A 25,420-nucleotide genomic window follows, 5' to 3' on the forward strand; every position below is an offset into this window, starting at 1 on the left:
GAGGACACCATGGCTCGAATGTTTCTTATTCCTCTGTTGCTGGCACTGGGGTGGTGGGCGTTTCTGCTCTACTTCCGCATCCCGCTCAAACAGGGGGCCAAGGGGTTTTACTGGATCATCGGCATCGGTGGCGGACTGGCCGCCTTCCTCAGCCTGATGATGGTGCTGACTCACTGAGTGCCACAGCCACTCGATAACGAAAAAGGCCACCGAGTTCCGGTGGCCTTCTCACTATCCGGCTTGCTGCTCCAGCGCCGGATTGAGGTAGTAGTGTCGATTGCTCCCCTGCCCCAGCACCCCTTGCGACAGCAGATGGTGGAACACCCGATCCACCTCCTCCAGCGAGAGTGACAAAGCCTGCGCCACCGAGCGCTTGCTGCACTTGAGCTCACCGCTCACCAGCGCACCGCGCACCTGCTCCAGCACTTCAGGGGCTGGCTCTGGGGGCATGATGGGCTCGGGCTGGGCTGCCATCGCCAACGCTGCCTGCGCCTCTCTGCGAGCTTGATCCTGCTGCCAGCGCCACATCCGGCGAAAGCGGTTCTCCTCGCCGATCAGGCTGACGAAGAAGGCACCGAACACGTCGAGCAGCACCGAGAGGAAGCAGACCAGCAGGAACTGCACCTGACTGATGCTCATCCCTACCCCGTCCGCCAGACTGCTCATCAGCCCCAGCATGGAGGATTGTTCGTTGACCGGCTTGGCATCGCGCTGCTGACGCAGCTCATCCTGCTGCAAGCGCAGCTTGGTATTGGCGTGCTGCAACGAGGAGACACCACTGGAGATGCGCTCCAGCTCGATATATTTGCGGGCTGCCTCCTCGTTGAGCTGGATCTGCCGCTCGATGCTGGCGATCTGCTCGTCGAAACGAGCAAGCTCCCGTTCGTGGCGCGCCTGCTGGCTCAGCACCGTATTGGTGGCACTGTTGATACCACCGATACTGCCACCGATGGAGATAGCCGCCAGCACGCTGTAGAACAGCAACGACCAGAAGGCACCACTCAAATCCCGCCGCGCCTTGCGCTCGCCGTACTCGTACCAGACGTAGAACTTGCCCAGCTCGAAAATGATCGCCAGGCCGCCAAACAGCCACTTCATCAGCGGGTTGTCATCGATGGAGAGAAACAGCAGCAGGGAGAAGATGATGGAGGCCAGAATGGCCAGCCCGGTAAAACTGTATACCGTGGTGAGCGCAAACCATCCCTTGGGATAGCGCAGCGCGGAAGCGTCCTGTGTGGTCATGGTGAAACTGTGGTGCAGTGCAGGAAAAGTTGGCTGCCGATTATAGTCGGCAGAGCCGTTCAGAGAAGGGCAAACACCTGAATTCCTTCATATTGCAAACCAGCTGCCCAGAGTGCGACCAAAACGGACAAATTGGCAGCAGAAAAGCGCTACAATCCCCCTCCTGACTTCATCGTGTGGCGAGATGGGATGCGATTCCGCCCGGGTTCAGCCCGCAGACGTATACTCATCCGCCGTTGCAATTATCCGAGGCCATCATGAACAGTAAGACCACTTTGCTACTCTCCCTTCTTCTGGTTACCGGCAGCGCCGCAGCGACCCAGCAATATCAAGAGAGCAGTGGCACCGAATTTTCCGTCGATGAGCTTAAATTCAATCTGGACTGGGATGACAAACAGTTCGGCTGGACCCAGAACGACTGCCTCACTCTGGATATCGGGGAGACCTCCTCCGTCGACTGCAAGGCGGTCAAATTCAATCTGGAAGATGAAGAGAATCGCAACCAGCCACCGAAAACCAACCAGGTCCCTGCCAACTCGCAGAGCGACCAGTAACAACAGGAGTACCCTTGCGATGACCCAAGCTAAACACAACCCCGTTATCCGGCGCGGCGCCCTGCTGCTTTCCCTGCTGATGGCGCACGGCATCGCGGTTGCGGCACCGCCAAGCAAAAATAGCGATGGCATCAAGATCTCCGGTGATGACATCAAGATCAATCTCGACTGGGATGACAAAGAGTACGACTGGTGGCAGGACAACTGTCTGGATCTTGGCATTGGCGACAGCCGGATCAAACTCAACTGCGACAAGATGGATGGCAAGTACCGGGATCACTACAACCGCAGTATCCACAGCGGCAATAACCCCGGGCAAGGTCACGACAAACAGAAGGATAAAAACAAGGGTAACGGCAAGAAGAACTGAACGCCCTCTCCTGATGCAGCAGGGGCTTGATGCCCCTGTGCTGATTGTTTTACCAATAATTCTCCGCACTGATATTGCCCGGCGCCCGCCGCAGGTTCTTGGCCAACCCCAGCACCAGCAAGGTCTGCTGGGTCTCTTTCACCATCTCCGGATTGCCGCAGATCAGCACCTGACTCAGCTCGGGTGAAAACTCCAACCCCACTCGATCCTGCAACTGACCATTGGCAATCGCCGCCGGGATCCGCCCTGCCATTGCATCGGGCCAAGGCTCGCGGCTGACAAAGGGGACATAGCGAAAGCGCGCACCATATTGCTCGGCAAAGCTGGCGATCAAATCCTGATAGCTCAGCTCTTCGCCTTTACGTACCCCATGCACCAGCACCAGATTCTCGAAACGGTTGAAGGCCTCGCTATCGGCCAGCATGGAGAGGAAGGGGCCGATGGCAGTGCCGGTCGAGAGCAGCCAGAGATCGCGCCCGGCGGGCACCTCATCCAGCGTCAGAAAGCCGGTGGCCTGGGATTGCACCAGCAGGGTATCGCCCGCTTGCAACGAGCCGAGGGACGGAGTCAGCTCACCGCTCGGGATCTCGACCAGATAGAACTCGTGATATGGCGCAGAGGGAGGATTGACGAAGGAGTAGGCGCGCTGAATGCGCCGCTCGCCCTGCTCGAGGGCCAGCTTGGTGAATTGGCCTGCCTTGTAGGGGGCCAGCTCGGCCGCTACCCGCAGGGAGAACAGGGTGGGTGTCCATTCGATGCGTTCGATGACGCGACCTTCTACCCAAGCCATAAGGATCTCCTCCAGTGGAACAGACCTTCACTCTACCCCCGGGCCGGAAAATAAAAAACCCGCGCAAAAGCGCGGGTTTTCTCTGCAAAAGCGAATCGCTATTACAGGGCAACAACCTGGATCTGTACGGTTGCTTTAACGTCAGCGTGCAGCTGAACAGCAACTTCGTAGTCACCGGTGTTACGCAGAACGTTGCCCATGCGGACTTCGCTCTTGGCAACGGCTACACCGGCAGCAGTGATGGCTTCAGCCACGTCACGGGTACCGATGGAACCGAACAGCTTGCCTTCGTCGCCAGACTTGGAAGCGATAACCACGGTAGCCAGTTCGGCCAGCTTGGCAGCACGCTCTTCAGCAGCAGCTTTGTTGGCAGCCAGTTTGGCTTCCAGCTCAGCGCGACGAGCACCGAAAGCTTCGATGTTGGCCTTGGTGGCCATAACAGCTTTGCCTTGCGGGATCAGGTAGTTACGGGCATAACCAGATTTCACGGAAACTTGGTCACCCAGACCGCCCAGTTTGGCGATTTTGTCGAGCAGGATAACTTGCATTACCTTTCCTCTATAAATTTCGTTGAGTTAGGCTTAAGTGCCGGGCCGATTCTTACTTGTTGTGCAGATCGGTGTACGGCAGCAGAGCCAGGTAACGAGCACGCTTGATGGCGCGTGCCAGCTGACGCTGATACTTGGCGCGGGTACCGGTGATACGGCTCGGTACGATCTTGCCAGATTCAGTGATGTAGTTTTTCAGAGTAACGATATCTTTGTAGTCGATCTCGGTAACGTTCTCGGCGGTGAAGCGGCAGAACTTACGACGACGGAAATAACGTGCCATGGCCTTTATCCTCTAGTCAGTGATCCAGAATTACTCTTCGGAAGCAGCTTCAGTAGCTTCTTCGCGGCGCTCGTCGTCACGACGGGTGAAGCGCTCTTCTTTGGCCTTGGCCATCGGAGAAACTTCAGTCACGGCGTGCTTGGTGCGCATGATCATGTTGCGGATAACGGCATCGTTGAAGCGGAAGTTGGTTTCCAGCTCATCGATAACGGCTTGCTCTGCTTCTACGTTCATCAGAACGTAGTGGGCTTTGTGCAGTTTGTCGATCGGGTAAGCCAGCTGACGACGGCCCCAATCTTCCAGGCGATGAATGGTACCACCGGAGGTGGTGATGGCGCCGGTGTAACGCTCGATCATGCCGGGAACTTGCTCGCTCTGGTCCGGATGAACCATGAAGACGATTTCGTAATGACGCATTTTAGCTCCTTACGGATTAATTCAGCCTCCGCCCAGGTGCAGCCAGACCTCGGAGGCAAGGAACATAAAGGTGTTTAGTCGCTGCTTTTCTAGGGCGGCGTATTGTACGAAATCACATCCCTCACTGCAACTGACTGCCTTAAATGTTTTTCCCGATGGAAATCATCAGAAACAACAATTGATAATGATTATCACTTAGATCTATTCTCTCTCCATATCCTTATGGAGGGTGATGCCATGCAACCCGCACTGACGACTACGATTCCAGCCCGCAAATTCAAACTGACCCTGCTCGGGCCAGCCTTTATCGCCGCCATCGGCTATATCGACCCGGGCAACTTCGCCACCAATATTCAGGCGGGCTCTACCTTTGGCTACCAACTGCTCTGGGTAGTGGTATGGGCCAACCTGATGGCAATGGTGGTGCAAACCCTCTCGGCCAAACTCGGTATCGTCACCGGCAAGAATCTGGCGGAGCACATCCGCGACCGACTGCCAAAACCGGCGGTCTGGGCCTACTGGGTGCAGGCAGAGATCATCGCCATGGCCACCGATCTCGCCGAATTTATCGGCGCCGCAGTCGGCTTCAAGCTCCTGCTTGGCGTGACCTTGCTTGAAGGGGCCTGCATCACCGCCGTGGTGACCTGGGGGATCCTGATGTTGCAATCCCGTGGTCAGAAACCGCTGGAGTTTGTGGTCGGTGGCCTGTTGCTGTTTGTCGCGGCGGCCTACATCGTCGAGCTGATCTTCTCCCGCCCCCATCTGCCCAGCCTGCTGGAGGGCGCCCTCTTCCCCGGTCTGCCCAATAGCGATGCCGTCTATCTGGCCGCCGGTGTGCTCGGTGCCACCGTGATGCCCCACGTCATCTATCTGCACTCGGCACTGACCCAGCACACGCAGGATCAGGGCTCGGTCAGCCAGCGGCTGCACACCACCCGGATCGATGTGGCGATTGCCATGACCATCGCCGGCTTCGTCAATCTGGCGATGATGGCGATGGCGGCCGCCGCGTTCCACAGCTCGGGCCACCAGCAGGTAGCGGAGCTGGAATCCGCCTACCAGACCCTCACTCCGCTGCTGGGTCAGGCTGCAGCCACCCTATTTGGCCTCTCGCTGGTCGCCTCCGGCATCAGCTCTACCGTGGTGGGCACCCTGGCCGGGCAAGTGGTGATGCAGGGCTTTGTCCGCTTTACCATCCCGCTCTGGCTGCGTCGCGCCATCACCATGGCTCCCGCCTTCGTGGTGATCGCCATGGGTCTCAACACCACCGAAATTCTGGTGTTGAGTCAGGTGATCCTGAGCTTTGGCATAGCGCTGGCCCTGATCCCGCTGTTGATGCTGACCGGCGATCGGGCGCTGATGGGGCAACATCGCAACCATCCGGTCACACAAGCCATCGGCCGCCTTATCGTTGCACTGGTGATTGGCCTCAACGCCTATCTGCTGGTCGCCATGATCTAGCGAACCGTAAAACCGAGAAGAGGGGCTCATTAACACTGGTTAATGAGCCCTTTCGTACTTTGGCGTATGCTGCCGCTTTCTCTTCTCATTTATCGTTGCGGGAGTCTTGCCATGGAACATACCCGAGCCAGCTTCGTACTGGGCCATCATCAGGAGCAGGCCAGCGTGGTCTGCTGCCAGCGCGGTGACACCACGCTGCTGGTCACCGACCTCACCCCCTTTCATCCCCAGAGCCACCTCTGGCCCGATCAGCCGGGGGACGTGGGCCATGCTCGCTGGGAAGGGGGCGAAGCCGCCATTGGCCCCTGCCGGATGGGGGCTATCAGCCCTGATGGCGAGCTGTTCGTCGATACTGCGATTCCGGTAAAACGGGGGGCTGAAGGGTGGCGTTTCGTGGTGGTCCATCCAATGACCGGTGACCACGCGCTAGCCGTTGGCAGCCAGGTCGAATTGCAAGTAGATAGCGCCGCCCGCCATGCCCTGAGTCTGGGCCATAGCGGCTGCCATCTGGCCGCGCTGGCGCTCAATCGAGTACTAACTCCCTACTGGCGCAAGGAGGTAAGCGAGCGTGATGCACTGGGCCAGCCCGACTTCGACCGCCTGGCTATTCAAAGCTCTCGGGTCGAGCCTTGCGGTTCGCGGGAGCAGTACCGCATCGGCAAGAGCCTGCGCAAGAAGGGGGTCAACAGCGAGGCGCTGCTGGCAGACTTAGCGGTGATTGAAGAGAAGGTCAACCGGCAGCTGGCCGACTGGATTGCAGCTGGGGGCGAGATCCGCCGCAGCCGCGCTGGCGAGGCGATCATCGATTCCCGTTACTGGCACTGCATGCTGGAAGGCCAGGAGGTCACCATCCCCTGTGGCGGCACCCATGTTGCCTCGCTCGCCGAGTTGGGAGAGGTCAAGGTAGAGCTCACTCAAGTGGAAGAGGGCTTTGCCATGCTGACCCGGGTCATCCCAACCGGCGCCTGAGTCGCAGACTTGACTACTCAGGGCTAACGCCCAAATTGGCAATAGAGAAGTATCGCAAATGAGGGGGCATAATCATGCCCCTCAACGTCAGTCATGACGGGCCGATGCTTCTCTTTTAACCATACCCTGATTAGAATGCGCATCCCACAGGAGGCACATCACCCATGAGTAGTACCCAACTACGCACCACCCCGGATCGACTTCGTTATCTGGTTCTCTACGAAGGCATCGGGCTGGCACTGGTAGCACCGCTGATCAGCCAGCTGTTCGGTCAGGGCGTCGCCGAGGTCGGTTCGCTGGCCATCTTCTTCTCCATCGTCGCCACTGCCTGGACCTACGGCTGGAATCTGTTGTTCGACAAGGGGTTGCTCAAACTGTGCGGGCGTACCAACAAGCGACCACTGGACCGCTTCCTGCACGCATTTGGCTATGAGGCGAGCTTCATGATGCTCTCCCTCCCCTGCGTCATGTTCTGGCTCGATCTGGGAGTGTGGGACGCCCTGATGCTGGATCTCGGCTTCGTTACCTTCTACCTCGCCTACATCATGGTCTTTACCTGGGCCTATGAGCGGATCTGGCCGCTGCCATCCAACCCGCAGACGGCATAAGGCCTCAGCCGCAACGAGGCCGACAGAAGGAAAAGTCAGGAAGGACTAATAGGAAGGATGGGAGAATTCCATAAAAACAATGCCAGTCAGCAAGCTGACTGGCATTGGACAAAACAGACTTTCGGACTTACTTGACGGCGTCTTTCAGAGCCTTGCCAGCCACGAATGAAGGCACGTTGGCAGCAGCAATCTGGATCTCTTTACCAGTTTGCGGGTTACGACCGGTGCGGCCTGCGCGGTGGGTGACCTTGAAGGTGCCAAAACCGACCAGTTGCACAGCATCGCCTTCTTTCAAGCTCTGGGTAATACCATTGATGATCTCTTCCAGAGCCACTTTGGCCTGAGCTTTGCTCAGATCTGCTTTGGCGGCAATCGCATCGACAAGTTGAGCTTTGTTCATAACATTTCCTTTATGATCGGGCATTTAGCGCTGGGTCACTCTATGCAAAAAAAAACGCACAGGCAAAGCCTTTATCGAGCCGAACGCGTCAAACGCTGGGGTTTTCATCAAGATCTGCGGAAATAGTCACATTCCACACGCGAAAAACCGTGAGTAGGCCTGAAACCTGCTAGCACGCAGACACAATCCACTGACTATTTCTTCGCCACTTAACATTATCCCCCCATGGCTATTGACGCTTGCCCAGATTTTCCCTAGTTATAGGTTGTGTCACTGCTCAAACGGCTCGGAATACCGAACAATCGGCCAGCCTTTGCCCCACGGAGGGATAGGGATTATGTTGACGAAACTGGAACAGACCAAGCAGGCGCTGGCAGGCAAGCATAAGGCTATCGACGACTGGCTGGATGCAAGGCAAGCGTTGCTGGTCGGATACATGCAGCTGGCAGGCCTCACTCCGGCGCGGACCAAGCAACGCAGCCTGCCCAAAACAGAAGAGCTGCATCAGTTTTGCGACCGCCTGGTCGACTATGTCAGTGCGGGCCATTTCGAGATCTACCACCACGTCGTCACCGCCTTCGAGCAAGCCAGCGGCGAAACACTGGAGCTGGCCAAGCGCATCTATCCCCATATTCGTAACAGCACTGAATTCGCCCTCGAGTTCAACGACAAATACAGTGATGCCGACGAGGCCCAATTGCTGCTACTGGATGATGATCTCAACGAGTTGGGTCCGGTTCTGGAAGAGCGGTTCAAACAGGAAGATCGCCTGGTCAAGGCGCTTCATGTGGTGGAATCCTTAAGTACCCAGCAAGCCTGAATGCCATTTTCGGAGCAAGTTCAAGATACTGGCAACCAAGGTGGATTACACTCAGAGCAATGACCCTAGCGTCCACACTTATTGCATACAGGAGATGAGCATGTCTGAGCGCCGCCGTTTTGCACGGATCCTCTACTTGACCATGGCAGAACTCACCCAGGGGGAACAGAAGTGGCAGACCCAGCTTGTCGACGTCTCCTTGCAGGGAGCCCTGCTGATCCGCCCCGACGACTGGGAGAGCCGTGACAACAAGGAGTACCAGCTCAGCTTTATCCTGAGCGGTAGCGATATCGAGATCAAAATGCAGGTCGAGCTGACCCACGAAGCCAGCAAAAAGCTGGGTTTCTACTGCCACCATATCGATATCGACAGTGCCACCCATCTCAAGCGGATGATCGAGCTTAACGTCGGCGACGAAGAGCTGCTCCACCGCGAGCTGGAACAACTGCTGAGCGAGCATCTGGAACACAGCCAGCCCTGATGGCAGGTTCCAGCCCATAAAAAAGAGCGCCGAGGCGCTCTTTTTCCGTTGTGCCGTTGTATCGATTGCAATGCTGAGGGATTACAGAGCCTCGAGTGCCTCAGACAGCGTCTTGACCGGCACCACTTCCATCCCTTCGATGGGATGCTTGGGGGCATTGGCGTGCGGCACGATTGCACGACGAAAACCGTGTTTGGCCGCCTCCTGCAACCGCTCCTGGCCGGACGGCACCGGGCGAATTTCACCAGAAAGACCCACTTCGCCAAACACCACCAGATCCTTGGGCAGCGCCTGATCCCGGAAGCTGGAGACCATCGCCAGCAGCAGCGCCAGATCCGCACTGGTCTCCTCGACCTTGACCCCGCCGACCACGTTGATGAAGACATCCTGATCCGCCATCTGAAGGCCGCCATGACGGTGCAGCACCGCCAGCAACATGGCGAGCCGGTTGTGATCCATCCCCACCGCTACCCGGCGCGGGTTGGAGAGCTGGGAGTAATCCACCAGCGCCTGCAACTCCACCAGCAGCGGTCGGGTGCCCTCCCAGATCACCATGACGATGGAACCGGGCGCCTGCTCCTGCCCCCGGCTGAGGAAGATGGCGGAGGGGTTGCTCACCTCGCGCATCCCCTGTTCGGTCATGGCAAAGACCCCCAGCTCGTTGACCGCACCGAAGCGGTTCTTGTGGGAGCGCAGAGTCCGAAAACGGGAATCATGACCGCCATCGAGCAGCACAGAGCAGTCGATGCAGTGCTCCAGCACCTTGGGACCCGCCAGACTGCCATCCTTGGTCACATGACCCACCATAAAGATGGCTACATGATTCTGTTTGGCGTAGCGGGTCAGCAGCGCCGCCGCTTCACGCACCTGAGAGACAGAACCGGGGGACGATTGCACATCCGCCACATGCATCACCTGAATGGAGTCAATCACCATGATCTGCGGCTGCTCCTGCTGGGCAATCAGGCAGATCTGCTCGACGCTGGTCTCGGAGAGCATCCGCAGCTTGTCGGTGGGCAGCCCAAGGCGGTTGGCCCGCATCGCCACCTGCTGCAGCGACTCCTCGCCGGTGACATAGAGGGTTTTCATCCGCTCTGCGAGACCACACATGGTCTGCAGCAGCAAGGTCGACTTGCCCGCCCCCGGGTTGCCGCCAATCAGAATGGCCGAGCCTGGCACCACACCGCCACCAAGCACCCGATCCAGCTCCTTGAAACCTGAGGTAAAACGGGGAATTTCGGTGGTGGCGATCTCTGCCAGTGTCTGTACCTGACTGCCGACCGCGCCGGCATAACCGGTGTAACGGGCACTCTTGCCAGCGGGGCTCACCGAACCGAGGCGCACCTCGGTGATGGTATTCCACTCCTTGCACTCGCTGCATTGACCTTGCCAGCGTGTGAAGTCGGCACCACATTCGGAACAAACATAAGCAGTTTTATTTTTGGCCATTGATAACTCGGGGACAGGATGAATTCCTGCTTGATATACTTGTTTGCGACCGACAGATCAAACCCAGAATCGGAAAAGTGACTTTCCGTGGCAGGAACAAATGGATTCAGAACACCAGCAACATCTGATTGAACAACTCGTCCCCTTGCTGCGGGAGAAAGATTTCGAGGAGATCTTCAACCGCATGACCCAGGAGGAAAACAGCAACAGCCGTTTTCTGATCAAGATGGAGCTCAAGCGCAAGTGCTCCCCCTGCCGCAGGGTCATCGACATGCGCGATGAGCTGGAGGATGAGTGCCTGGTGCATGAGTTTGACGGCATCACTCACTTCATGCCCGCCGATGCGATAGCCCTTTTCCAGTCCCAGTGCTATCTCTACCGCGATATCTATACCCTCGGTGTCTACGAGGCGCTGCAACAGTGGCAAAAACAGCACCACAACGCCCGCGTGGATGGTCAGCTGTCGCCGCCGGCCAGCCCCTTCCGGCAATATGATGTCAACACCATTGCCTTTGCCAGTTACTACGGCCGCCGTCAGGAGCGGATGCACTTCAGCTCGCCGGTGCTGATCAAGTTTCAGGATGGTGAGAAGCTGTTCGCCAAGAGTTCCGATCTCTCGCTGGGTGGCATGCGGGTCTCGGTTCCCTATCTGCCGAATTATCACACCGGCGCCCAAGTGGAGGTCTTCTTTACCGGACTGGAGCGGGACACCCCCAATCCGGTGCTGCACCAGCCGGTCGGCTATCAGATCCTTGGCGAAGAGAGCAAAGAGGGGAAATACTGGCTGCGGCTGGTGCGCTCCGGCGAACAGCCAGCCTTTGATGCCTTCCTCAGCGACTTTATCGATGCCAACAAGATCCGCTATCGGGTCAGTGTCGACTATCTGCTCTCCGCCGCCATCATCAAGGGGTATGAGCAGTTCTATCTGCCACGGATGACCGGCATGCCGCTCTTCTTCGGCACCGGCGACAGCCCCAATCTCGAGATAGCCCTGCGTACGGAAAACAACCAGCACCTGCTGGAGTATTGGCGCGATGAGAAAAACCGCGATGCCCTCGCGGGACTTTTCAGCGCAGAACGGATGAAACGGCTCTGCCCGGCCCCCGGCACCACCACCGAGACCATCATCTACTGCTTTACCCACACGGTGCGCAGCCACATCTACTTCTTCTCCGCCACCGCCGAGGAGCTGCGTCAGAGTGGCCTCACCGCCCTCTTCTTCCAGGTAGGCTCCCGCCGCCCCAGCTGGCGAGTCTACAAGTTCACGCTGGAGGCATGCGATCTGGTCGAGGCGGATGTGGGGCAACTGCAGGGGCAGGACAACCCGCAGTTACAAGACATCCTGCTGCTCGAGCGGCTCAAGCAGATCGGCTATTGCGGCCTGCTGCAGGAGATCGGCCTGGAGTCCCAGCGGGAAGAGTTCCATCAGGAGGGGGTCAGCAACAACGCCAACGAGCTGCAACGCTTTGGTCACGAACAGGGAGTTGCCCCCTTCGAGATCGAGACCCTGCACTATGTTCAGCTGCGCAAGGAGTCGCGCTACATCCACAAGACCGCGGTCGCCATCCATCACAACGGCAAATCCTGGATCGGCTGGACCCGCGACATCTCGACTCACGGCCTGCAAATCGAGCTGGAAGATGCCTTTATCGGCGAGAAGAACGATGTGGTGACCATCGCCCTGCCCCGCTTGCAGGAGCTTTCCAAGAGCATGGATCTGCAGCGCCTCTCCTACCGGCTGGTCAGCCTCAACATGACCCGCACCGTGCTGCACCTCTGCATCGAAGGGGATTCGGATCGCCATACCGGCCGCCAGTTCTTCAGCCTGCTGATCGAGAGCAACCAGAACAAGCTCAAGGCGGCGCAGGAGCAGCGTCGCTATCGTGGGCTGGCGCGGGCACTGCGCAACATCTATACCCACCACCTGTTCAACTCACCGGTCTACGTCAACAAGCTGAAAGGCGCCCCCAAACCGGCCTCCATCGGCAAATCCCTGCAACCGCGCAGTCTGCAGCGGTTGCTGCAAGCCTGTGCCGAGCTGCCGGAGCAGGAGAACCTCTATCCGCTGTTCCAGGGGGAGCTGCTCAAGGAGCTGCTGATGAACCCGCTGCGCGCCATCGAGCGGGAGGACAAACCGAGAGAGGACGAGGTCTATATCGCCAGCATCCAGACCAAGGCCGGCCTGCCCATCTTCAGCAGCCGACTGGCCAGCAGCTTTGCCAACGTCAAAGAGAAGCGTCAGTTCATCGAGCTAGCACAGCAACAGGGGGAGTTCTACTCGGTGCTGGTCGGCATCTCCCGTACCGGACGGCCCGACACCAACTTCATCGCCAACGAGTTGGACTACATCGCCAAGTTCGCCATCCACAAGGCGCGCAAGCTGGAAGAGGAGCTGTGGAGCGTGGTGGGGGTAGGAGAACTGACCGATACCACCCAGGCCACCCTGTTCCGCTTTGGCATCACGCCGCCGCTGAACTGATGATCCGGAAACAGACAGAATTGAAACAGGGCGCTCGAGGCGCCCTGTTTTTTGTCATGCCGCCTGCGGGTTGAGCAGCCAGTCGAGGATCTGGGGAAAGTGATCCTCCTGCGCCTGCGGAGCGGTCAGCATATTGATGTGGTCATAATCGAGGCGGTTGCCGTTGTCCCGCCCCAATCGGGTGTGACGTGTGGCCGAACCCATCTCGTCGCTGAAGCGGCGCACATCGGTCGGGTGACCCAGCACCTTGTCCGCTTTGGCCGAAATCATCCAGAGCGGTGGCCAGTTGACCCGTGCCGCCGCCTCGTCATAGGCAAAACCGTCGTGAGGATCCTGCCAGGGGCCGCACTTGACCCAGGGGATAGTCTCCTGCAGATAGCGCAGCGGCTCGTCGTCAGCACCGATCTTCAGAGTGCGAGCCGCCAGAAAACCACGGCGGCGGGCCAGCCAGGGGGCCAGCCGATTCCAGATCAGATCCACCTTCAGCCAACGCTCGGGATTGTGCACCGACACGCCGCGCTTGGTGCCAAAAAACAGCAGACTAGCCACCTGCTCCGCCAGCTCGGGGAAGCGCACCAGGGTCGAGGCCATGATGACCCCCCCCCAGGAGTGAGCCACCCAGTGCACCTTGAAGCCATGATGGCGCTCGGCAATCCAGCGCTGCAGGGCGGGCAGATCCTCGGTGATCAGCTCATGCTGACCGTGCTCCGCCTGCTCGGCGATGGCAGGAGTGCTGAGCCCCCGCCCCCGCAAATCAGCCACATAGACCTGATAGCCGTGGCGGGCCAGAAAGCAGGCCAACCCCTTGCCCGATTCGGTGTAGAAGATCCGGCCGTTCTCGATGGCGCCGTGCACCATCAGGATCGGCTCGCCATGCACGGCGACCCGGGGTTTGATGTGGCGAACATGTAATTGATGGCCACCACAGGGGATAAACAGAGACTGCTGCAACAATTCCATTTTTATTGGTTTCCTCCTTGAAACACTGTTAGCGCTTGTCCCAGCGTTGCTCGCTGCAGGCCCGCGCCGCCAGCAGGCAGATCACCCCCTCCAGATCGTGATGATTGAGGGTGGCCGCCGCCTGCGCCCGCACCAGCGGTTTGGCGTGAATGGCGATGCCAAGACCCGCCACCCCCATCATCTTGAGATCGTTGGCTCCATCGCCGATGGCCACGGTCTGGTCGGCAGCAATGCCGTACTCCTGAGCAAGCTGCTGCAACACCTCGGCCTTGACGCTGGCATCAACAATGCGCCCGCTCACCTTGCCGCTCAGTTGCTCCCCTTCCACCGCCAGCTCGTTGGCGAAGATGGCGTCGAGCCCCAGATCGCGCTGCAACTGGCCAGCAAAACGGGTAAAACCGCCGGAGGCGATGGCAACACGCCACCCCGCCTGTTTGAGGGTATCGACCATCAGTTGCAAGCCGGGCATCCACGGCATGTTGGCGGCCACCTCGTCGAGAATGGTGACCGGCGCCCCTGCCAGCAGGGCCACCCGATTACGCAGGCTGTCGGAAAACTCCAGCTTGCCCTGCATCGCCGCGGCCGTCACTGCCGCCACCTGATCGCCAACCCCGGCAAGGCGGGCAATCTCGTCTATACACTCGATGCGGATCGCGGTGGAGTCCATGTCCATCACCAGCAGGCCGGGCTCGTTCAGGGTCGGTAGCGCGGGCAGATGGCAGAGATCGATCTCCCACTCACCGCTCTTGAGCTCGGCCACCAACTCGGAAGAGAAGCGATCGCAGCCAAGCAGCAGCAACGGCACGCCTGCCACCTCGGTGGGAGGATAGAGGGTGGCCGCCAACTCCTGCGCAGCCAACAGTGGCGACAGACGCGCCAGATGGGAGGCGCCCAGCCCCTTGCCAAACAGCACCAACCAGCCGCCAGCCTGCGGAGTCTCTGTCGGTTGCAACGCATCTGCGTGGAGCTGCCAACAGGGTGAGCCGGACAACAACGCGGGCCAATCGGATAACAGAGGGGGGAGCCGGGACAACAACATAAGGGATACGCCTTCCTTGGTGATCAGGGGGGTTAACAATGCTGGCCCAGAGTAGCGTATTGCTTTTTGTACAGGCAAGCGCCAAGATCCCGCCACTCCTTGTTACCATGAGGTCTCGCGCTTGCAGCGTCATCTTCCCATCAAACGTGTTCTCAGCCTGGGTGCCGGTATCCTGCTCGGATGCTGGGTGCTCGGTGTGCTTATCCATATGCAAGGTGAAAGCCAAGCCTCGCTGCACAGCGAAGCGCGCAACCGGGCGCAGGCGCTGGTCGCCTATGCCGCCCGAGACATGAAACGCTGGATCAAGGAGGAGAATAGCAGCGAGCTGGAGCGGCTGGCGCGGGATCTGGCGGCGGAGCCGGAGATCCTCGATGCCACCCTCTACGACGGACGCGGCATTCCCCTCGCCCAGTCTGAGCAGGCGGTGCCGCTGGAGAGCCTGCTGCCCATCGGCAGCGATAACAAGTCACTGCCGGAGCAGGGAAAGGGGCGGATCCAGTTCGTACAGGAGATCCGGGATGGCGAGCAGACCATCGGCTTCCTGCGCATAACCCTGGAAGAGCAGCAGATGCTGGCAGACAAGGACACCCGGCTCAAGGTGGTGCAGGAGAAACAGCGCCTGATGCTGCTGGTCGCCCTGCTGGCCGGGGTGCTCATCTCCTACGGCGTGCGCCGTAACTACATGCGGGTGCGCAAGCACAAGAAAAAGAGTACGCCCCCCTCGCCACCTCCGGAAAACTGATGGCGCAACCAGAGAGCAGATACAAAAACGGCGGCCAAAAGGCCGCCGTTTCTTATTCGCGGAGGAATTACTTGTCGCCCAGCAGGACGGAATCCAGTGCGATTTCGATCATGTCGTTGAAGGTCAGCTGACGCTCTTCAGAGGTGGTCTGCTCACCGGTACGGATATGGTCGGAGACGGTGCAGATGGTCAGCGCCTTGGCACCGTACTCTGCAGCCACACCGTAGATACCGGCGGCTTCCATCTCGACACCCAGGATGCCGTATTTTTCCATGACGTCGAACATGGAGGGGTCCGGGGTGTAGAACAGGTCGGCGGAGAAGATGTTACCGACGCGCACGGCAACGCCCTTGTTCTTGGCGGCCTGCACGGCATTGGCAACCAGGTCGAAGTCGGCGATGGCAGCGAAGTCGTGATCCTTGAAGCGCAGACGGTTTACTTTGGAATCGGTGCAGGCACCCATACCGATCACCACGTCACGCAGTTTCACATCTTCACGCACAGCGCCACAGGAGCCCACGCGGATCAGGGTCTTCACACCGTAATCGGTGATCAGCTCTTTGGCGTAGATGGAGCAGGACGGGATACCCATGCCGTGACCCATGACGGAGATACGACGGCCCTTGTAGGTACCGGTGAAACCGAACATGTTGCGCACGTCGCAGATCTGCTCGACGTTCTCCAGGAAAGTTTCAGCGATGTACTTGGCGCGCAGGGGGTCGCCCGGCATCAGCACGGTATCAGCAAAGGCGCCATCTTTCGCATTGATATGAGGAGTTGCCATTCTCTTGATTCCTTCACACTAGGTTGAGTTTTATTGTTTTATAAATTGCCCGCCGCCGAAGTGGCGGGCGGGTAAATTACAGGAAGCTGGTACCGTACGCCAGTTTCGGCAGGCCGTGGTAAGCCGCGATGCTCTGGCCGATATCGGCAAAGGTCTCGCGACGACCGACAGAGCCAGCCTTGACCGGCTTGCCGAAGAACAGCACCGGAATGTATTCGCGGGTGTGGTCGGTACCACCCCAGGTCGGGTCGCAGCCGTGGTCGGCAGTCAGCACCACCACGTCGCCATCTTGCAGCAGCTCAAACAGCTCCGGCAGGCGGGAATCGAAATACTCCAGCGCACCGGCATAACCGGCAACATCACGGCGGTGGCCGTAGGAGGAGTCGAAGTCCACAAAGTTGGTGAAGACGATGGTGTTGTCACCGGCCGCTTTCACCTCTTCCAGCGTGCGATCCCACAACTCGGTCAGACCGGTCCCTTTCACCTGCTTGGTGATGCCCTGTTGGGCATAGATGTCGGCAATCTTGCCGATGGAGACCACCTGACCGCCCGCATCTTTCATGTAATCCAGCACGGTCGGCGCCGGCGGCAGCACTGAGTAGTCGTGACGGTTGCCGGTGCGCTTGAAGTTGCCCTTGCCAGTACCTACGAACGGACGCGCAATCACGCGGCCGATGTTGTAGGGCTCCAGCAGCTCGCGCACGATGTGGCACAGCTCATAGAGCTTCTCGAGGCCGTAGGTCTCTTCGTGGCAGGCAATCTGGAATACGGAGTCGGCAGAGGTGTAGAGGATCGGCTTGCCGGTCTTCATGTGCTCTTCGCCCAGATCGTCCAGCACCTGGGTACCGGAAGCGTGGCAGTTACCGAGATAGCCCGGCAGACCAGCCTTCTCGACGATGGCGTCCAGCAGCTCCTGCGGGAAGCTGTTGTGGTGATCCTTGAAGTAGCCCCACTCGAACAGCACGGGCACACCGGCGATCTCCCAGTGACCGGACGGGGTGTCCTTGCCGGAGGAGAGCTCCTGCGCAAAGCCGTAGGCACCGACCACCTCGATATCTTTCTTCAGCCCTTCCGGGAAGTAGCCGGAAGCCTGATCGCAAGCGTGGCCCAGACCCAGCTTGTTGAGGTTGGGTAGATTGAGGGCACCACGGCCTTCAATTTCACCTGCCGCACACGCCTTGGCGATATGGCCAAGGGTGTTGGCGCCCACATCTCCGAACTTGTCGGCATCGGCAGCAGCGCCAATACCGAAAGAGTCCATCATCAGAATAAAGGTACGTTTCATGGTTCTTCCCCTTGTTACAAATCGGCCAGGGTGATACGGCGGTACACTTCAGGCAGTGCTTCCGGCCGCTCGCCACCAATCCGGACAGCCGCCTGCACCATGCTGGCAGCCTGAGCATATTGCTCTTCAGTCTGAGCGTGGATCATCGCGATCGGCTTGTCAGCATCAACACTTTGACCCAGGCGGATAAAGTCGGTCAGACCGACCGCATAATCAAGTTTGTCACCGGCAGCGCGGCGACCACCGCCCATCGCCACCACGGCCAGACCCAGCTCGCGTGTATCCATGGCGGTCACGAAACCGCTGTTGGCCGCGAAGACCGGGCGCACGATGGCAGCCTTGGGCAGGTAAGCGTCATAACGCTCCATAAAATCGGCCGGGCCACCGAGACCAGTCACCATGCGACCGAAGATCTCGGCTGCCTTGCCGTTATCCAGCACCGCCTGCAGCTTGGTGCGGGCATCGCGCTCGTCGCTGGCAAGACCGGCGGAGATCAGCATCTCGGCGCACAGCGCCATGGTCACTTCGTGGATCCGCGGGTTGCGGTATTCACCTGTCAGGTAACGCACCGCTTCACGTACTTCCACCGCGTTACCGGCGCTGGAGGCCAGCACCTGGTTCATATCGGTCAAGAGCGCAGAGGTGCGGCAACCGGCACCGTTGGCCACGGCCACAATGCTCTTGGCCAGCTCTTCGGAGGCTTCGAAGGTTGGCATAAAGGCGCCGGAGCCCACTTTCACATCCATCACCAGCGCTTCGAGCCCGGAGGCGAGCTTCTTGGAGAGGATGGAGCCGGTGATCATGGCGATGGATTCGACGGTTGCAGTAATGTCACGTACTGCATAGATACGCTTGTCAGCGGGGGCCAGATCGCCGGTCTGGCCGATGATGGCGACACCCGCCTCTTTCACCACTTTCAGGAAACGGTCGTTGTCGACCGAGGTCTGGTAGCCGGGAATGGCATCCAGCTTGTCGAGGGTACCGCCGGTATGGCCCAGACCACGACCGGAGATCATCGGCACGAAACCGCCACAGGCAGCGACCATCGGGCCAAGCATCAGAGAGACCACATCACCCACACCGCCGGTGGAGTGTTTGTCGACAATCGGGCCACCCAGATTGAGGTGATCCCAGGTCAGCACCATGCCGGAGTCGCGCATGGCGCAGGTCAGGGCAACCCGCTCATCCATGGTCATGTCTTTGAAGTAGACCGCCATCGCCAGCGCGGCGATCTGCCCCTCGCCGATGGTGTTATTGGTAATGCCCTGAACGAAGAATTGAATTTCTTGGGTACTGAGCGCTTCACCGTTGCGCTTCTTGCGAATAATTTCTTGAGGCAAAAACATCTTTCATTCCCTCCGCCATTGCTGGCGTTACACAAGCCTGAATCCTTGCCCGCACACCGCATGGTGGGGGCTAACAGGGCGGACAGCAGTCCGCCCTCTCATCAACCTATTAGTAACCGCTGGTGTTGGCCGGCTTGTCGCCATGCCCCAGAGTGGCCAGCAGACTGGCCAGCAGGCTGGATGCACCAAAGCGGAAGGTACGGGCGGACACCCAGTCGTTGCCGAGGATCTCTTCGGCCATGGCCAGATACTGACCGGCAACGGCTGCGTCTTTCACGCCACCAGCAGGCTTGAAGCCGACTTTCGGGTTCTTGGCCTTGATCACTTCCATCATGATCCGCGCCGCTTCCAGGGTCGCATTGACCGGCACCTTGCCGGTGGAGGTCTTGATGAAATCGGCACCGGCATCGATACAGATCTCGGAAGCGCGACGGATCAGCGCCTCTTCTTTCAGCTCGCCGGTTTCGATGATCACTTTCAGCAGCACGTTGGCACCGCAGGCCTCTTTACAGGCTTTGACCAGATCAAAACCGATCTGTTCATTACCAGCCATGAAGGCGCGGTACGGGAACACCACGTCCACTTCGTCGGCACCGTAGGCGACAGCGGCACGGGTCTCGGCCACGGCGATCTCGATGTCGTCGTTGCCGTGCGGGAAGTTGGTCACGGTCGCAATGCGTACGTCGGCAGCGCCGATCTCACGCAGGGTCTTGCGAGCGATAGGGATAAAACGGGGGTAGATGCAGACGGCGGCGGTCAGGCCAGCCGGTGACTTGGCCTTATGGCACAGGTCGATCACCTTCAGATCGGTGTCGTCATCGTTCAGGGTGGTCAGGTCCATCAGGTTCAGGGCGCGCTGAGCGGCCACTTTCAGATCAGTCATTCTGTTCTCCAAAGTCTCGATTTAATCCAGATAACTGGGCACCACCATACCATCCAGCGATGGATGCACAGGCAGTAATCCCCAGCTATACGGGAATGGAATTACAGTGCGAAGGCACCGGCACTATCGGGATGCTATTCAAAACACCCTGCAGGCACTGCGACTGTAAATAAGGCAAGAGCCCTGTCACTTTCTTACAAAAGTGCGGACTTGGTTCCATGAAGACTTGAGAAAGGCCGACAACATCTGACCCGACTTCCCAATCAATTCCATTTGACCGCCAACACCCGATTTCATCGAGCATTAGTCATTGCCAGCACCCTGCTGGCAACGCCTATTTCAGCCGAGATACCCCCTGTTTGCAAGCCGGATTTGCCAATTTCAGAGGTACCTCACATCTGGCAAATCCAGGTCTAAAAAAGCCTTACGAAAAGAAACGAGTCAGGATCCAGGAGTAGGCCAATCCCCCCAGATAGACCCCGACGATCCCCATTACCCCGGACAAAACGGGAGGCGCCGGGATCGGCAATTTGAGGAAAGAAAACAACAAACCAACTATAAAGCCGGCCACCATCGCCAGTAGCACTTCATTCATATAACCTCCGATTTGACTCATTTTATTATTAGTTTAGATAGGAAAACGGTTGTCACCGCTCCATACGCGAACGCCACGGCAGATGCCGTGGCGTTCGTGTTTATACCCTGTCAGTCAGGCGGCGATTACATGCCGGACAGTGCCAGGAAGAAGCCTGCGATGGTTGCAGACATCAGGTTGGACAGAGAGCCTGCCAGTACGGCTTTCAGACCAAAGCGTGCAATGGTGCCGCGGCGGTTCGGCGCCATGGACCCCAGACCACCCAGCAGGATGGCAACAGAGGAGAGGTTGGCAAAACCACACAGCGCGAAGGAGATGATCGCCTTGGTGTGATCGGACATGGCTACACCGTTGATCAGCACTTCGTCTTTCAGGTACGGAGCGAAGTTCAGGTAAGCCACGAACTCGTTCACTACCAGCTTCTGACCGATGAAGGAACCAGCAACCACTGCTTCATTCCAGGGCACACCGATCAGGAAGGCCAGCGGGGAGAAGATCCAGCCCAGCAGCAGTTCCAGAGAGAGTTGCGGATAACCGAACCAGCCACCCACACCGGAGAAGATGCCGTTGATCATGGCGATCAGACCGATGAAGGCCAGCAGCATGGCGCCGACGTTCAGGGCCAGTTGCATACCGGCAGAAGCGCCAGCTGCAGCAGCGTCAATGACGTTGGCAGGCTTGTCATCCAGCTCGGCATCGGCAGAGCTTTCGTCGTAGTTCGGGGTCTCGGTCTCGGGAACCAGCAGCTTGGCGAACAGCAGACCACCCGGTGCAGCCATGAAGGAGGCAGCAATCAGGTACTCCATCTTCACGCCCATGGAGGCGTAACCGGCCAGTACGGAACCGGCAACGGAAGCCAGACCACCACACATGACGGCGAACAGCTCGGAGTCAGTCATCTTGGCGATGTAAGGACGAACCACCAGTGGCGCTTCGGTCTGACCTACGAAGATGTTGGCAGTTGCAGAGAGGGATTCGGTGCGGGAAGTACCCAGTACTTTCTGCAGACCGCCGCCCAGCAACTTGATGACCATCTGCATGATGCCCAGGTAGTAGAGCACTGCAATCAGGGAAGAGAAGAAGATGATGACCGGCAGAACACGGAAGGCAAAGACAAAGCCGCCGCCACCGAACACTTCAAACATCTTGTTGCTGACCAGACCGCCAAACAGGAAGTCGATCCCGTTCTGGCCGTAGCTGATCACGCTGGATACCGCATCGGACACGCCGACCAGGATATCGCGACCAACCGGAACATAGAGAACAAACGCCCCCAGACCGGCTTGAATAGCGAACGCACCGACAACGGTACGCACGTTGATTGCCTTGCGATTGCTGGAGAACAGCACCGCGATAAGGACGAGCGTCGCCATCCCTACCAGACCCATGAACAAATTCATTATTATCTTCCTCTAGTAGCACCTGACTTGTTAGTGAGTTGTTATTAAACCCAACTAATCAAGGGGAGCGCATTATACTAATTAAAGTCCGATAAAATAGAATGCTGGTCACATTTTATCGTTATCAAAATGTCCAAGTGTCACAAAATTAGACAGCAAACGATTTTTACGCTCATTTTTTTTCCTGACAACTAAATCAGGTGTTGCGAAATTGTTTCATAGCAATTGGTCGTGATGGAAAATATGCCGGGCAGTTTCAAATAACACCTTGGCAACATCTGCCGATGCTTCATCCCGCAATGTCATCAATATTTCCGCTATTTTCGGCAGCGCTTCCGGGGTATTCCGGGTGCCTTGCTCACCTTGTAAGGGCATATCGGGCGAATCGGTTTCCAGCACCAGAGCCTCGAGCGGCATGGCCCGAAATACCTCTCGCGTCTTGTTCGCCCGTTCAAAACTGATCACCCCGCCCACCCCGAGTCGAAAGCCCAGTTGCCAGAAGGCCTCCGCCTGCTGCAACGAACCGCTGAAAGCATGGATCACCCCGCCACGAGGCGGCTTGAAGCGGCGCAACAGCTTGGCCACAGTGTCATTGGCACGCACCGAGTGGATCATCAGGGGGAGCCCGGCATCTGCAGCCAGCCGGATCTGAGCCTCAAACAGCGCAAACTGCCCCTCTTGCGGCACGTGAGAACGGAGGTCCAGTCCACTCTCGCCTATGGCCACCAGCCCGGCAGGCTGGCTCATTACCAGCGTTCGCAGCCGCTCCATCACCCCCTCCCGCTGCTCACCGGCATACCAGGGATGAACGCCCAGACCATAAAAGAGGCCGTCATGTTGCTCTGCCAGTGCCATCACACGAGTCCAGTTATCCTCAGCGATGGCAGGAATGATATACTCCGTCACCCCTAATGCCCGACAACGGGCCAGCAGCGCCTCCCTGTCCTGGTCGAACACCGGAAAGTCGAGATGGCAATGGGTATCTATCAGCTGCATATCACTCACACCTGTTTGCGGTATTTAATGGGTCATTGAACATGATGAACAACAGAAACAACGGCTTTACCCTGATTGAACTGGTGCTGGTGATCATAGTGCTGGGGATCCTGGCCGTCACCGCCCTGCCCCGCTTTATCAATATCAAGGATGATGCCCTGAAAAGCACGGTCTCGGCGACCGCAGGCAGCTTTGCCAGTGCAGTTCAGCTGGCTCATGCTGGATGGGCGGTGAAAGTGCAGGGGCAAGCGATCGCGCTCTACAACCTAAGCAGCTTTGGTAAAGGCGATGTGGATATCAATCGATATGGTTGGCCGGCAGGCTCTGAAGAAGATCAGGGGCGTAAGGGAAGCGATGAGCCATATAAACCAGGCTCTATGCACATCTCGGTCAATAATGCTGAGGATTGCGAGTTGCTATTTACTAACCTGCTAGATAGCAGTCAGAGCGTTGCTTCCACAGAGCGGCCTGACGCTGTTCAAAAGCAGGCAGATTACCTCACCACCATGATTGGCCCGAGCCATCCGGATGAAGATGAAGGTAACGAGGCACACAATAACTGCAGCTATATTCTTCGCGATTCTATCGGCCGCTTCCTGGATCACCCCAACGGCCTCGGCTTCGAGTACAACAGCGTTACCGGTGCCGTGACCCGCAATTTTGATTGAGCTCAGCCTCTTCTGCGCAAGCTCGCTCTTTGCTTGAATCATCATCATAACGAACCGGCGTGCAGCAGCGCCGGTTCTCCTGAGTGAGCCCCCACTCCTCGCACCACGCGTCATAACGGGCCAGCCAACGCAGCAATACCCCCTTCATCGTCACACCTCCGCCAACAGGTTCAGGTTAAAAACCATCCTAATCAGAGTCGGCAAGGGGAGCAAGTGATCCCCATAACCGCGATCGGGCGGAATAAAAAAGAGCCGGTCAGCATGGCTGACCGGCTCTTTTAACATTCCCTGAAGAGATTATCCAATGAGCGACAGCTCATCAGCCTCACAGACTCTTCAGCTTCTCTTCCGGCAGGGCCAGCTCGTCGTTGTGGTTGACGCCGATACCGCGCTCCAGCACATGACGGGCGATGGCGTGCGCCTCTTCCAGCGAGTGCATGCTGTAGGTGCCGCACTGATACTCGTTCAGCTCGGGGATCTTGGCCTGATCCTGCACGGTCAGCACGTCGCTCATGGCTGCCTGCCAGGCTGCGCCAACACGGGCTTCGTCCGGCGCGCCGATCAGGCTCATGTAGAAGCCGGTACGGCAACCCATGGGGGAGATGTCGATGATCTCCACGCCGTTGCCGTTCAGGTGATCACGCATAAAACCGGCGAACAGGTGCTCCAGCGTATGGATACCGCGCTCGGAGAGGATCTCCTGATTCGGCACACAGAAACGCAGGTCGAACACGGTAATAGTGTCCTTGTTCGGGGTCTGCATGGTCTTGGCCACACGCACCGCTGGCGCTTCCATACGGGTGTGGTCAACGGTAAAACTGTCCAATAACGGCATTTCTGACTCCTGATTTGGTTACCAGAACCAGCCCCCACGGGAGAGCTGATCCTTGCATTGACGGTACTGGGCGCCGTAGCGCTGGGCGCGAGCCTCTACCTTGCGAGAGGTCTTCATCAACCACCCCTTGCTGCGATAGCTGCCACGCCGGTAGCCACCCCACCCTTCGTGATAGTTGAGGTACTGGCCATAGGCATCCCACTTGGAGGTGCCATTGAGCCGCTGGGCTTTGTTAGTGTACCAACCCATAAAATCGATGGCGTCGGCAAAATCATCGCGGTCACTCCAGCTGTTGCCGGTTTCCCGCTGGTAATCAGCCCAGGTTTCATCTTTGACCTGAGCATAACCATAAGCCGAACTGGCCCGCCCGGTCGGGATGAAGAGGAAATACTGCATCGGCGGCTGGGCATCATGTACGTAAGAGGACTCCTGATACATCATGGCCATCACCACATGGATCGGCGTCCCCCACTTCTCGTTCATCTTGAGCGCGGCCTTGTGCCAGTCAGGCTTCTCGCGAAAGATCTGGCACAGATTCTCCGGCTGGGCCGGTGGACGGGTACTGCAAGCAGTCAGGCCCGCCAACAGGCTGGCGACTACCACGAAGCGCATCCACCCCATCAAATGAGGTCGCGCTTCACGCCTCTGGTCAGGTAAAGAGATAGCCAAGGTCAGATCGCGTCTTCGTTCTCTTCGCCAGTACGGATACGAATGACACGCTCCACCTCGCAGACGAAGATCTTGCCATCACCAATCTTGCCGGTACGGGCGGTGTTCTGGATCGCTTCCAGGCAGGCATCGAGATCCTCGTCCTGCACCACCAGCTCCACCTTCACTTTCGGCAGGAAGTCGACCATATATTCGGCGCCGCGATAGAGCTCGGTATGGCCCTTCTGGCGGCCGAAGCCTTTGACTTCGGATACGGTCATGCCGTTGATGCCGATCTCGGCCAGGGCCTCGCGCACATCGTCCAGCTTGAACGGTTTGATGATGGCTTCAATCTTCTTCATGGTGAC

The 25,420-nt window shown here is 58.3% G+C and carries 30 protein-coding genes; 11 read left to right on the top strand and 19 right to left on the bottom strand.

Annotation, left to right across the window (positions count from 1 at the left end; all coding sequences use genetic code 11):
• The first annotated feature begins 9 nt into the window (after positions 1-9).
• The gene (locus OKC31_RS10740) at positions 10-177 is read left to right on the top strand and encodes a hypothetical protein (protein WP_005308905.1); all 168 of its coding nucleotides are present in this window, start codon (positions 10-12) and stop codon (positions 175-177) included.
• Between the two features lie 54 nt (positions 178-231).
• On the opposite strand, the gene OKC31_RS10745 is transcribed toward OKC31_RS10740, so the two are convergent.
• Positions 232-1,242 (bottom strand): Preprotein translocase subunit SecY, encoded by a 1,011-nt coding sequence (locus tag OKC31_RS10745; protein WP_247823923.1) that lies wholly within the window; start codon positions 1,240-1,242, stop codon positions 232-234.
• A 257-nt stretch (positions 1,243-1,499) separates the two neighbouring features.
• On the opposite strand from OKC31_RS10745, the gene OKC31_RS10750 reads away from it, so the two are divergent.
• Both OKC31_RS10750 and OKC31_RS10755 read left to right on the top strand, forming a co-directional pair.
• The gene (locus OKC31_RS10750; protein WP_219295547.1) at positions 1,500-1,796 is read left to right on the top strand and encodes a hypothetical protein; all 297 of its coding nucleotides are present in this window, start codon (positions 1,500-1,502) and stop codon (positions 1,794-1,796) included.
• A gap of 19 nt (positions 1,797-1,815) precedes the next feature.
• Positions 1,816-2,166 carry a hypothetical protein gene (locus OKC31_RS10755; RefSeq protein ID WP_042053367.1) on the top strand — a complete coding sequence of 117 codons (351 nt, stop codon included), beginning with the start codon at positions 1,816-1,818 and terminating at the stop codon, positions 2,164-2,166.
• 49 nt (positions 2,167-2,215) lie between these two features.
• Here OKC31_RS10755 and OKC31_RS10760 read toward each other — a convergent pair whose 3' ends face one another.
• The 4 genes from OKC31_RS10760 to rpsF all read right to left on the bottom strand — a co-directional run bounded on the left by OKC31_RS10760 (position 2,216) and on the right by rpsF (position 4,204).
• Positions 2,216-2,956, bottom strand: coding sequence for a ferredoxin--NADP reductase (locus OKC31_RS10760; protein WP_247823922.1), 741 nt, complete (start codon positions 2,954-2,956; stop codon positions 2,216-2,218).
• 101 nt (positions 2,957-3,057) lie between these two features.
• Positions 3,058-3,504, bottom strand: coding sequence for a 50S ribosomal protein L9 (gene rplI, locus OKC31_RS10765; RefSeq protein WP_005340490.1), 447 nt, complete (start codon positions 3,502-3,504; stop codon positions 3,058-3,060).
• Positions 3,505-3,556: 52 nt separating this feature from the next.
• Positions 3,557-3,787, bottom strand: a complete 231-nt coding sequence (rpsR, locus tag OKC31_RS10770) for a 30S ribosomal protein S18 (RefSeq protein WP_005308890.1) — start codon at positions 3,785-3,787, stop codon at positions 3,557-3,559.
• Between the two features lie 30 nt (positions 3,788-3,817).
• The gene (gene rpsF, locus OKC31_RS10775) at positions 3,818-4,204 is read right to left on the bottom strand and encodes a 30S ribosomal protein S6 (RefSeq protein ID WP_005308887.1); all 387 of its coding nucleotides are present in this window, start codon (positions 4,202-4,204) and stop codon (positions 3,818-3,820) included.
• Positions 4,205-4,441: 237 nt separating this feature from the next.
• On the opposite strand from rpsF, the gene OKC31_RS10780 reads away from it, so the two are divergent.
• From OKC31_RS10780 to OKC31_RS10790, 3 genes are all read left to right on the top strand, one after another.
• Entirely contained in the window at positions 4,442-5,665 is a 1,224-nt protein-coding gene (locus OKC31_RS10780; RefSeq protein ID WP_247823921.1) for an Nramp family divalent metal transporter, read from the top strand.
• Between the two features lie 111 nt (positions 5,666-5,776).
• A complete protein-coding gene (locus OKC31_RS10785) occupies positions 5,777-6,634 on the top strand; it encodes a hypothetical protein (protein ID WP_247823920.1) in 858 nt (285 codons plus the stop codon).
• A gap of 164 nt (positions 6,635-6,798) precedes the next feature.
• Complete coding sequence (locus tag OKC31_RS10790; protein ID WP_247823919.1) at positions 6,799-7,242, top strand: PACE efflux transporter; 444 nt, start codon at positions 6,799-6,801, stop codon at positions 7,240-7,242.
• 127 nt (positions 7,243-7,369) lie between these two features.
• Here the strand turns inward: OKC31_RS10790 and hupA are convergent, their stop codons facing one another.
• On the bottom strand, positions 7,370-7,642 hold the full coding sequence (gene hupA, locus OKC31_RS10795) for a nucleoid-associated protein HU-alpha (protein ID WP_005340484.1): 273 nt from the start codon (positions 7,640-7,642) through the stop codon (positions 7,370-7,372).
• 337 nt (positions 7,643-7,979) lie between these two features.
• On the opposite strand from hupA, the gene OKC31_RS10800 reads away from it, so the two are divergent.
• Together OKC31_RS10800 and OKC31_RS10805 are read left to right on the top strand one after the other, a co-directional pair.
• Positions 7,980-8,462 carry an Rsd/AlgQ family anti-sigma factor gene (locus OKC31_RS10800; RefSeq protein ID WP_005348975.1) on the top strand — a complete coding sequence of 161 codons (483 nt, stop codon included), beginning with the start codon at positions 7,980-7,982 and terminating at the stop codon, positions 8,460-8,462.
• Between the two features lie 100 nt (positions 8,463-8,562).
• Complete coding sequence (locus tag OKC31_RS10805; protein ID WP_005340482.1) at positions 8,563-8,943, top strand: PilZ domain-containing protein; 381 nt, start codon at positions 8,563-8,565, stop codon at positions 8,941-8,943.
• Positions 8,944-9,024: 81 nt separating this feature from the next.
• On the opposite strand, the gene radA is transcribed toward OKC31_RS10805, so the two are convergent.
• Complete coding sequence (radA, locus tag OKC31_RS10810) at positions 9,025-10,392, bottom strand: DNA repair protein RadA (protein ID WP_247823918.1); 1,368 nt, start codon at positions 10,390-10,392, stop codon at positions 9,025-9,027.
• A 100-nt stretch (positions 10,393-10,492) separates the two neighbouring features.
• On the opposite strand from radA, the gene OKC31_RS10815 reads away from it, so the two are divergent.
• Complete coding sequence (locus OKC31_RS10815) at positions 10,493-12,871, top strand: PilZ domain-containing protein (protein WP_019445559.1); 2,379 nt, start codon at positions 10,493-10,495, stop codon at positions 12,869-12,871.
• Positions 12,872-12,925: 54 nt separating this feature from the next.
• Here OKC31_RS10815 and OKC31_RS10820 read toward each other — a convergent pair whose 3' ends face one another.
• Complete coding sequence (locus tag OKC31_RS10820) at positions 12,926-13,831, bottom strand: alpha/beta hydrolase family protein (RefSeq protein ID WP_110304068.1); 906 nt, start codon at positions 13,829-13,831, stop codon at positions 12,926-12,928.
• A 28-nt stretch (positions 13,832-13,859) separates the two neighbouring features.
• Positions 13,860-14,870 (bottom strand): phosphoserine phosphatase SerB, encoded by a 1,011-nt coding sequence (serB, locus tag OKC31_RS10825; RefSeq protein ID WP_270656967.1) that lies wholly within the window; start codon positions 14,868-14,870, stop codon positions 13,860-13,862.
• A gap of 121 nt (positions 14,871-14,991) precedes the next feature.
• On the opposite strand from serB, the gene OKC31_RS10830 reads away from it, so the two are divergent.
• Positions 14,992-15,612, top strand: coding sequence for an AhpA/YtjB family protein (locus tag OKC31_RS10830; RefSeq protein ID WP_270656968.1), 621 nt, complete (start codon positions 14,992-14,994; stop codon positions 15,610-15,612).
• 67 nt (positions 15,613-15,679) lie between these two features.
• Here OKC31_RS10830 and deoD read toward each other — a convergent pair whose 3' ends face one another.
• The 7 genes from deoD to OKC31_RS10865 all read right to left on the bottom strand — a co-directional run bounded on the left by deoD (position 15,680) and on the right by OKC31_RS10865 (position 22,901).
• Positions 15,680-16,396, bottom strand: coding sequence for a purine-nucleoside phosphorylase (deoD, locus tag OKC31_RS10835; protein WP_005340471.1), 717 nt, complete (start codon positions 16,394-16,396; stop codon positions 15,680-15,682).
• Between the two features lie 76 nt (positions 16,397-16,472).
• Positions 16,473-17,681: a phosphopentomutase gene (locus OKC31_RS10840; RefSeq protein ID WP_270656969.1), complete on the bottom strand. Its 1,209-nt coding sequence runs from the start codon at positions 17,679-17,681 to the stop codon at positions 16,473-16,475.
• Positions 17,682-17,695: 14 nt separating this feature from the next.
• The gene (gene deoA / locus OKC31_RS10845; RefSeq protein ID WP_005358033.1) at positions 17,696-19,027 is read right to left on the bottom strand and encodes a thymidine phosphorylase; all 1,332 of its coding nucleotides are present in this window, start codon (positions 19,025-19,027) and stop codon (positions 17,696-17,698) included.
• A gap of 109 nt (positions 19,028-19,136) precedes the next feature.
• The gene (gene deoC / locus OKC31_RS10850) at positions 19,137-19,910 is read right to left on the bottom strand and encodes a deoxyribose-phosphate aldolase (protein ID WP_106843901.1); all 774 of its coding nucleotides are present in this window, start codon (positions 19,908-19,910) and stop codon (positions 19,137-19,139) included.
• A 424-nt stretch (positions 19,911-20,334) separates the two neighbouring features.
• Positions 20,335-20,505, bottom strand: a complete 171-nt coding sequence (locus OKC31_RS10855) for a XapX domain-containing protein (protein ID WP_005340467.1) — start codon at positions 20,503-20,505, stop codon at positions 20,335-20,337.
• A gap of 125 nt (positions 20,506-20,630) precedes the next feature.
• Positions 20,631-21,905 (bottom strand): NupC/NupG family nucleoside CNT transporter, encoded by a 1,275-nt coding sequence (locus OKC31_RS10860; protein ID WP_005340466.1) that lies wholly within the window; start codon positions 21,903-21,905, stop codon positions 20,631-20,633.
• A 216-nt stretch (positions 21,906-22,121) separates the two neighbouring features.
• Positions 22,122-22,901, bottom strand: coding sequence for a TatD family hydrolase (locus OKC31_RS10865; protein WP_270656970.1), 780 nt, complete (start codon positions 22,899-22,901; stop codon positions 22,122-22,124).
• Positions 22,902-22,942: 41 nt separating this feature from the next.
• Here OKC31_RS10865 and OKC31_RS10870 point away from each other — a divergent pair, with 41 nt between their 5' ends.
• The gene (locus OKC31_RS10870) at positions 22,943-23,569 is read left to right on the top strand and encodes a type II secretion system protein (RefSeq protein WP_270656971.1); all 627 of its coding nucleotides are present in this window, start codon (positions 22,943-22,945) and stop codon (positions 23,567-23,569) included.
• Between the two features lie 325 nt (positions 23,570-23,894).
• Here the strand turns inward: OKC31_RS10870 and luxS are convergent, their stop codons facing one another.
• The 3 genes from luxS to glnB are packed head-to-tail and all read right to left on the bottom strand — an operon-like array spanning position 23,895 to position 25,414.
• Complete coding sequence (gene luxS / locus OKC31_RS10875; protein ID WP_005340462.1) at positions 23,895-24,404, bottom strand: S-ribosylhomocysteine lyase; 510 nt, start codon at positions 24,402-24,404, stop codon at positions 23,895-23,897.
• Positions 24,405-24,422: 18 nt separating this feature from the next.
• Entirely contained in the window at positions 24,423-25,016 is a 594-nt protein-coding gene (locus OKC31_RS10880; RefSeq protein WP_272502552.1) for a transglycosylase SLT domain-containing protein, read from the bottom strand.
• A 59-nt stretch (positions 25,017-25,075) separates the two neighbouring features.
• Positions 25,076-25,414 carry a nitrogen regulatory protein P-II gene (gene glnB / locus OKC31_RS10885; protein WP_005308848.1) on the bottom strand — a complete coding sequence of 113 codons (339 nt, stop codon included), beginning with the start codon at positions 25,412-25,414 and terminating at the stop codon, positions 25,076-25,078.
• Positions 25,415-25,420: the final 6 nt, after the last annotated feature.

The organism is Aeromonas sp. Y293-4 (assembly GCF_027705905.1).
GTDB lineage: Bacteria > Pseudomonadota > Gammaproteobacteria > Enterobacterales > Aeromonadaceae > Aeromonas > Aeromonas veronii.

Bases quoted from the DNA above. Each gene is read 5' to 3' on its own strand.
- OKC31_RS10740 (WP_005308905.1), top strand. From the start codon at position 10: ATGGCTCGAATGTTTCTTATTCCTCTGTTGCTGGCACTGGGGTGGTGG.
- OKC31_RS10745 (WP_247823923.1), bottom strand. From the start codon at position 1,242: ATGACCACACAGGACGCTTCCGCGCTGCGCTATCCCAAGGGATGGTTT.
- OKC31_RS10750 (WP_219295547.1), top strand. From the start codon at position 1,500: ATGAACAGTAAGACCACTTTGCTACTCTCCCTTCTTCTGGTTACCGGC.
- OKC31_RS10755 (WP_042053367.1), top strand. From the start codon at position 1,816: ATGACCCAAGCTAAACACAACCCCGTTATCCGGCGCGGCGCCCTGCTG.
- OKC31_RS10760 (WP_247823922.1), bottom strand. From the start codon at position 2,956: ATGGCTTGGGTAGAAGGTCGCGTCATCGAACGCATCGAATGGACACCC.
- rplI (WP_005340490.1), bottom strand. From the start codon at position 3,504: ATGCAAGTTATCCTGCTCGACAAAATCGCCAAACTGGGCGGTCTGGGT.
- rpsR (WP_005308890.1), bottom strand. From the start codon at position 3,787: ATGGCACGTTATTTCCGTCGTCGTAAGTTCTGCCGCTTCACCGCCGAG.
- rpsF (WP_005308887.1), bottom strand. From the start codon at position 4,204: ATGCGTCATTACGAAATCGTCTTCATGGTTCATCCGGACCAGAGCGAG.
- OKC31_RS10780 (WP_247823921.1), top strand. From the start codon at position 4,442: ATGCAACCCGCACTGACGACTACGATTCCAGCCCGCAAATTCAAACTG.
- OKC31_RS10785 (WP_247823920.1), top strand. From the start codon at position 5,777: ATGGAACATACCCGAGCCAGCTTCGTACTGGGCCATCATCAGGAGCAG.
- OKC31_RS10790 (WP_247823919.1), top strand. From the start codon at position 6,799: ATGAGTAGTACCCAACTACGCACCACCCCGGATCGACTTCGTTATCTG.
- hupA (WP_005340484.1), bottom strand. From the start codon at position 7,642: ATGAACAAAGCTCAACTTGTCGATGCGATTGCCGCCAAAGCAGATCTG.
- OKC31_RS10800 (WP_005348975.1), top strand. From the start codon at position 7,980: ATGTTGACGAAACTGGAACAGACCAAGCAGGCGCTGGCAGGCAAGCAT.
- OKC31_RS10805 (WP_005340482.1), top strand. From the start codon at position 8,563: ATGTCTGAGCGCCGCCGTTTTGCACGGATCCTCTACTTGACCATGGCA.
- radA (WP_247823918.1), bottom strand. From the start codon at position 10,392: ATGGCCAAAAATAAAACTGCTTATGTTTGTTCCGAATGTGGTGCCGAC.
- OKC31_RS10815 (WP_019445559.1), top strand. From the start codon at position 10,493: ATGGATTCAGAACACCAGCAACATCTGATTGAACAACTCGTCCCCTTG.
- OKC31_RS10820 (WP_110304068.1), bottom strand. From the start codon at position 13,831: ATGGAATTGTTGCAGCAGTCTCTGTTTATCCCCTGTGGTGGCCATCAA.
- serB (WP_270656967.1), bottom strand. From the start codon at position 14,870: ATGTTGTTGTCCCGGCTCCCCCCTCTGTTATCCGATTGGCCCGCGTTG.
- deoD (WP_005340471.1), bottom strand. From the start codon at position 16,396: ATGGCAACTCCTCATATCAATGCGAAAGATGGCGCCTTTGCTGATACC.
- OKC31_RS10840 (WP_270656969.1), bottom strand. From the start codon at position 17,681: ATGAAACGTACCTTTATTCTGATGATGGACTCTTTCGGTATTGGCGCT.
- deoA (WP_005358033.1), bottom strand. From the start codon at position 19,027: ATGTTTTTGCCTCAAGAAATTATTCGCAAGAAGCGCAACGGTGAAGCG.
- deoC (WP_106843901.1), bottom strand. From the start codon at position 19,910: ATGACTGATCTGAAAGTGGCCGCTCAGCGCGCCCTGAACCTGATGGAC.
- OKC31_RS10855 (WP_005340467.1), bottom strand. From the start codon at position 20,505: ATGAATGAAGTGCTACTGGCGATGGTGGCCGGCTTTATAGTTGGTTTG.
- OKC31_RS10860 (WP_005340466.1), bottom strand. From the start codon at position 21,905: ATGAATTTGTTCATGGGTCTGGTAGGGATGGCGACGCTCGTCCTTATC.
- OKC31_RS10865 (WP_270656970.1), bottom strand. From the start codon at position 22,901: ATGCAGCTGATAGATACCCATTGCCATCTCGACTTTCCGGTGTTCGAC.
- OKC31_RS10870 (WP_270656971.1), top strand. From the start codon at position 22,943: ATGATGAACAACAGAAACAACGGCTTTACCCTGATTGAACTGGTGCTG.
- luxS (WP_005340462.1), bottom strand. From the start codon at position 24,404: ATGCCGTTATTGGACAGTTTTACCGTTGACCACACCCGTATGGAAGCG.
- OKC31_RS10880 (WP_272502552.1), bottom strand. From the start codon at position 25,016: ATGCGCTTCGTGGTAGTCGCCAGCCTGTTGGCGGGCCTGACTGCTTGC.
- glnB (WP_005308848.1), bottom strand. From the start codon at position 25,414: ATGAAGAAGATTGAAGCCATCATCAAACCGTTCAAGCTGGACGATGTG.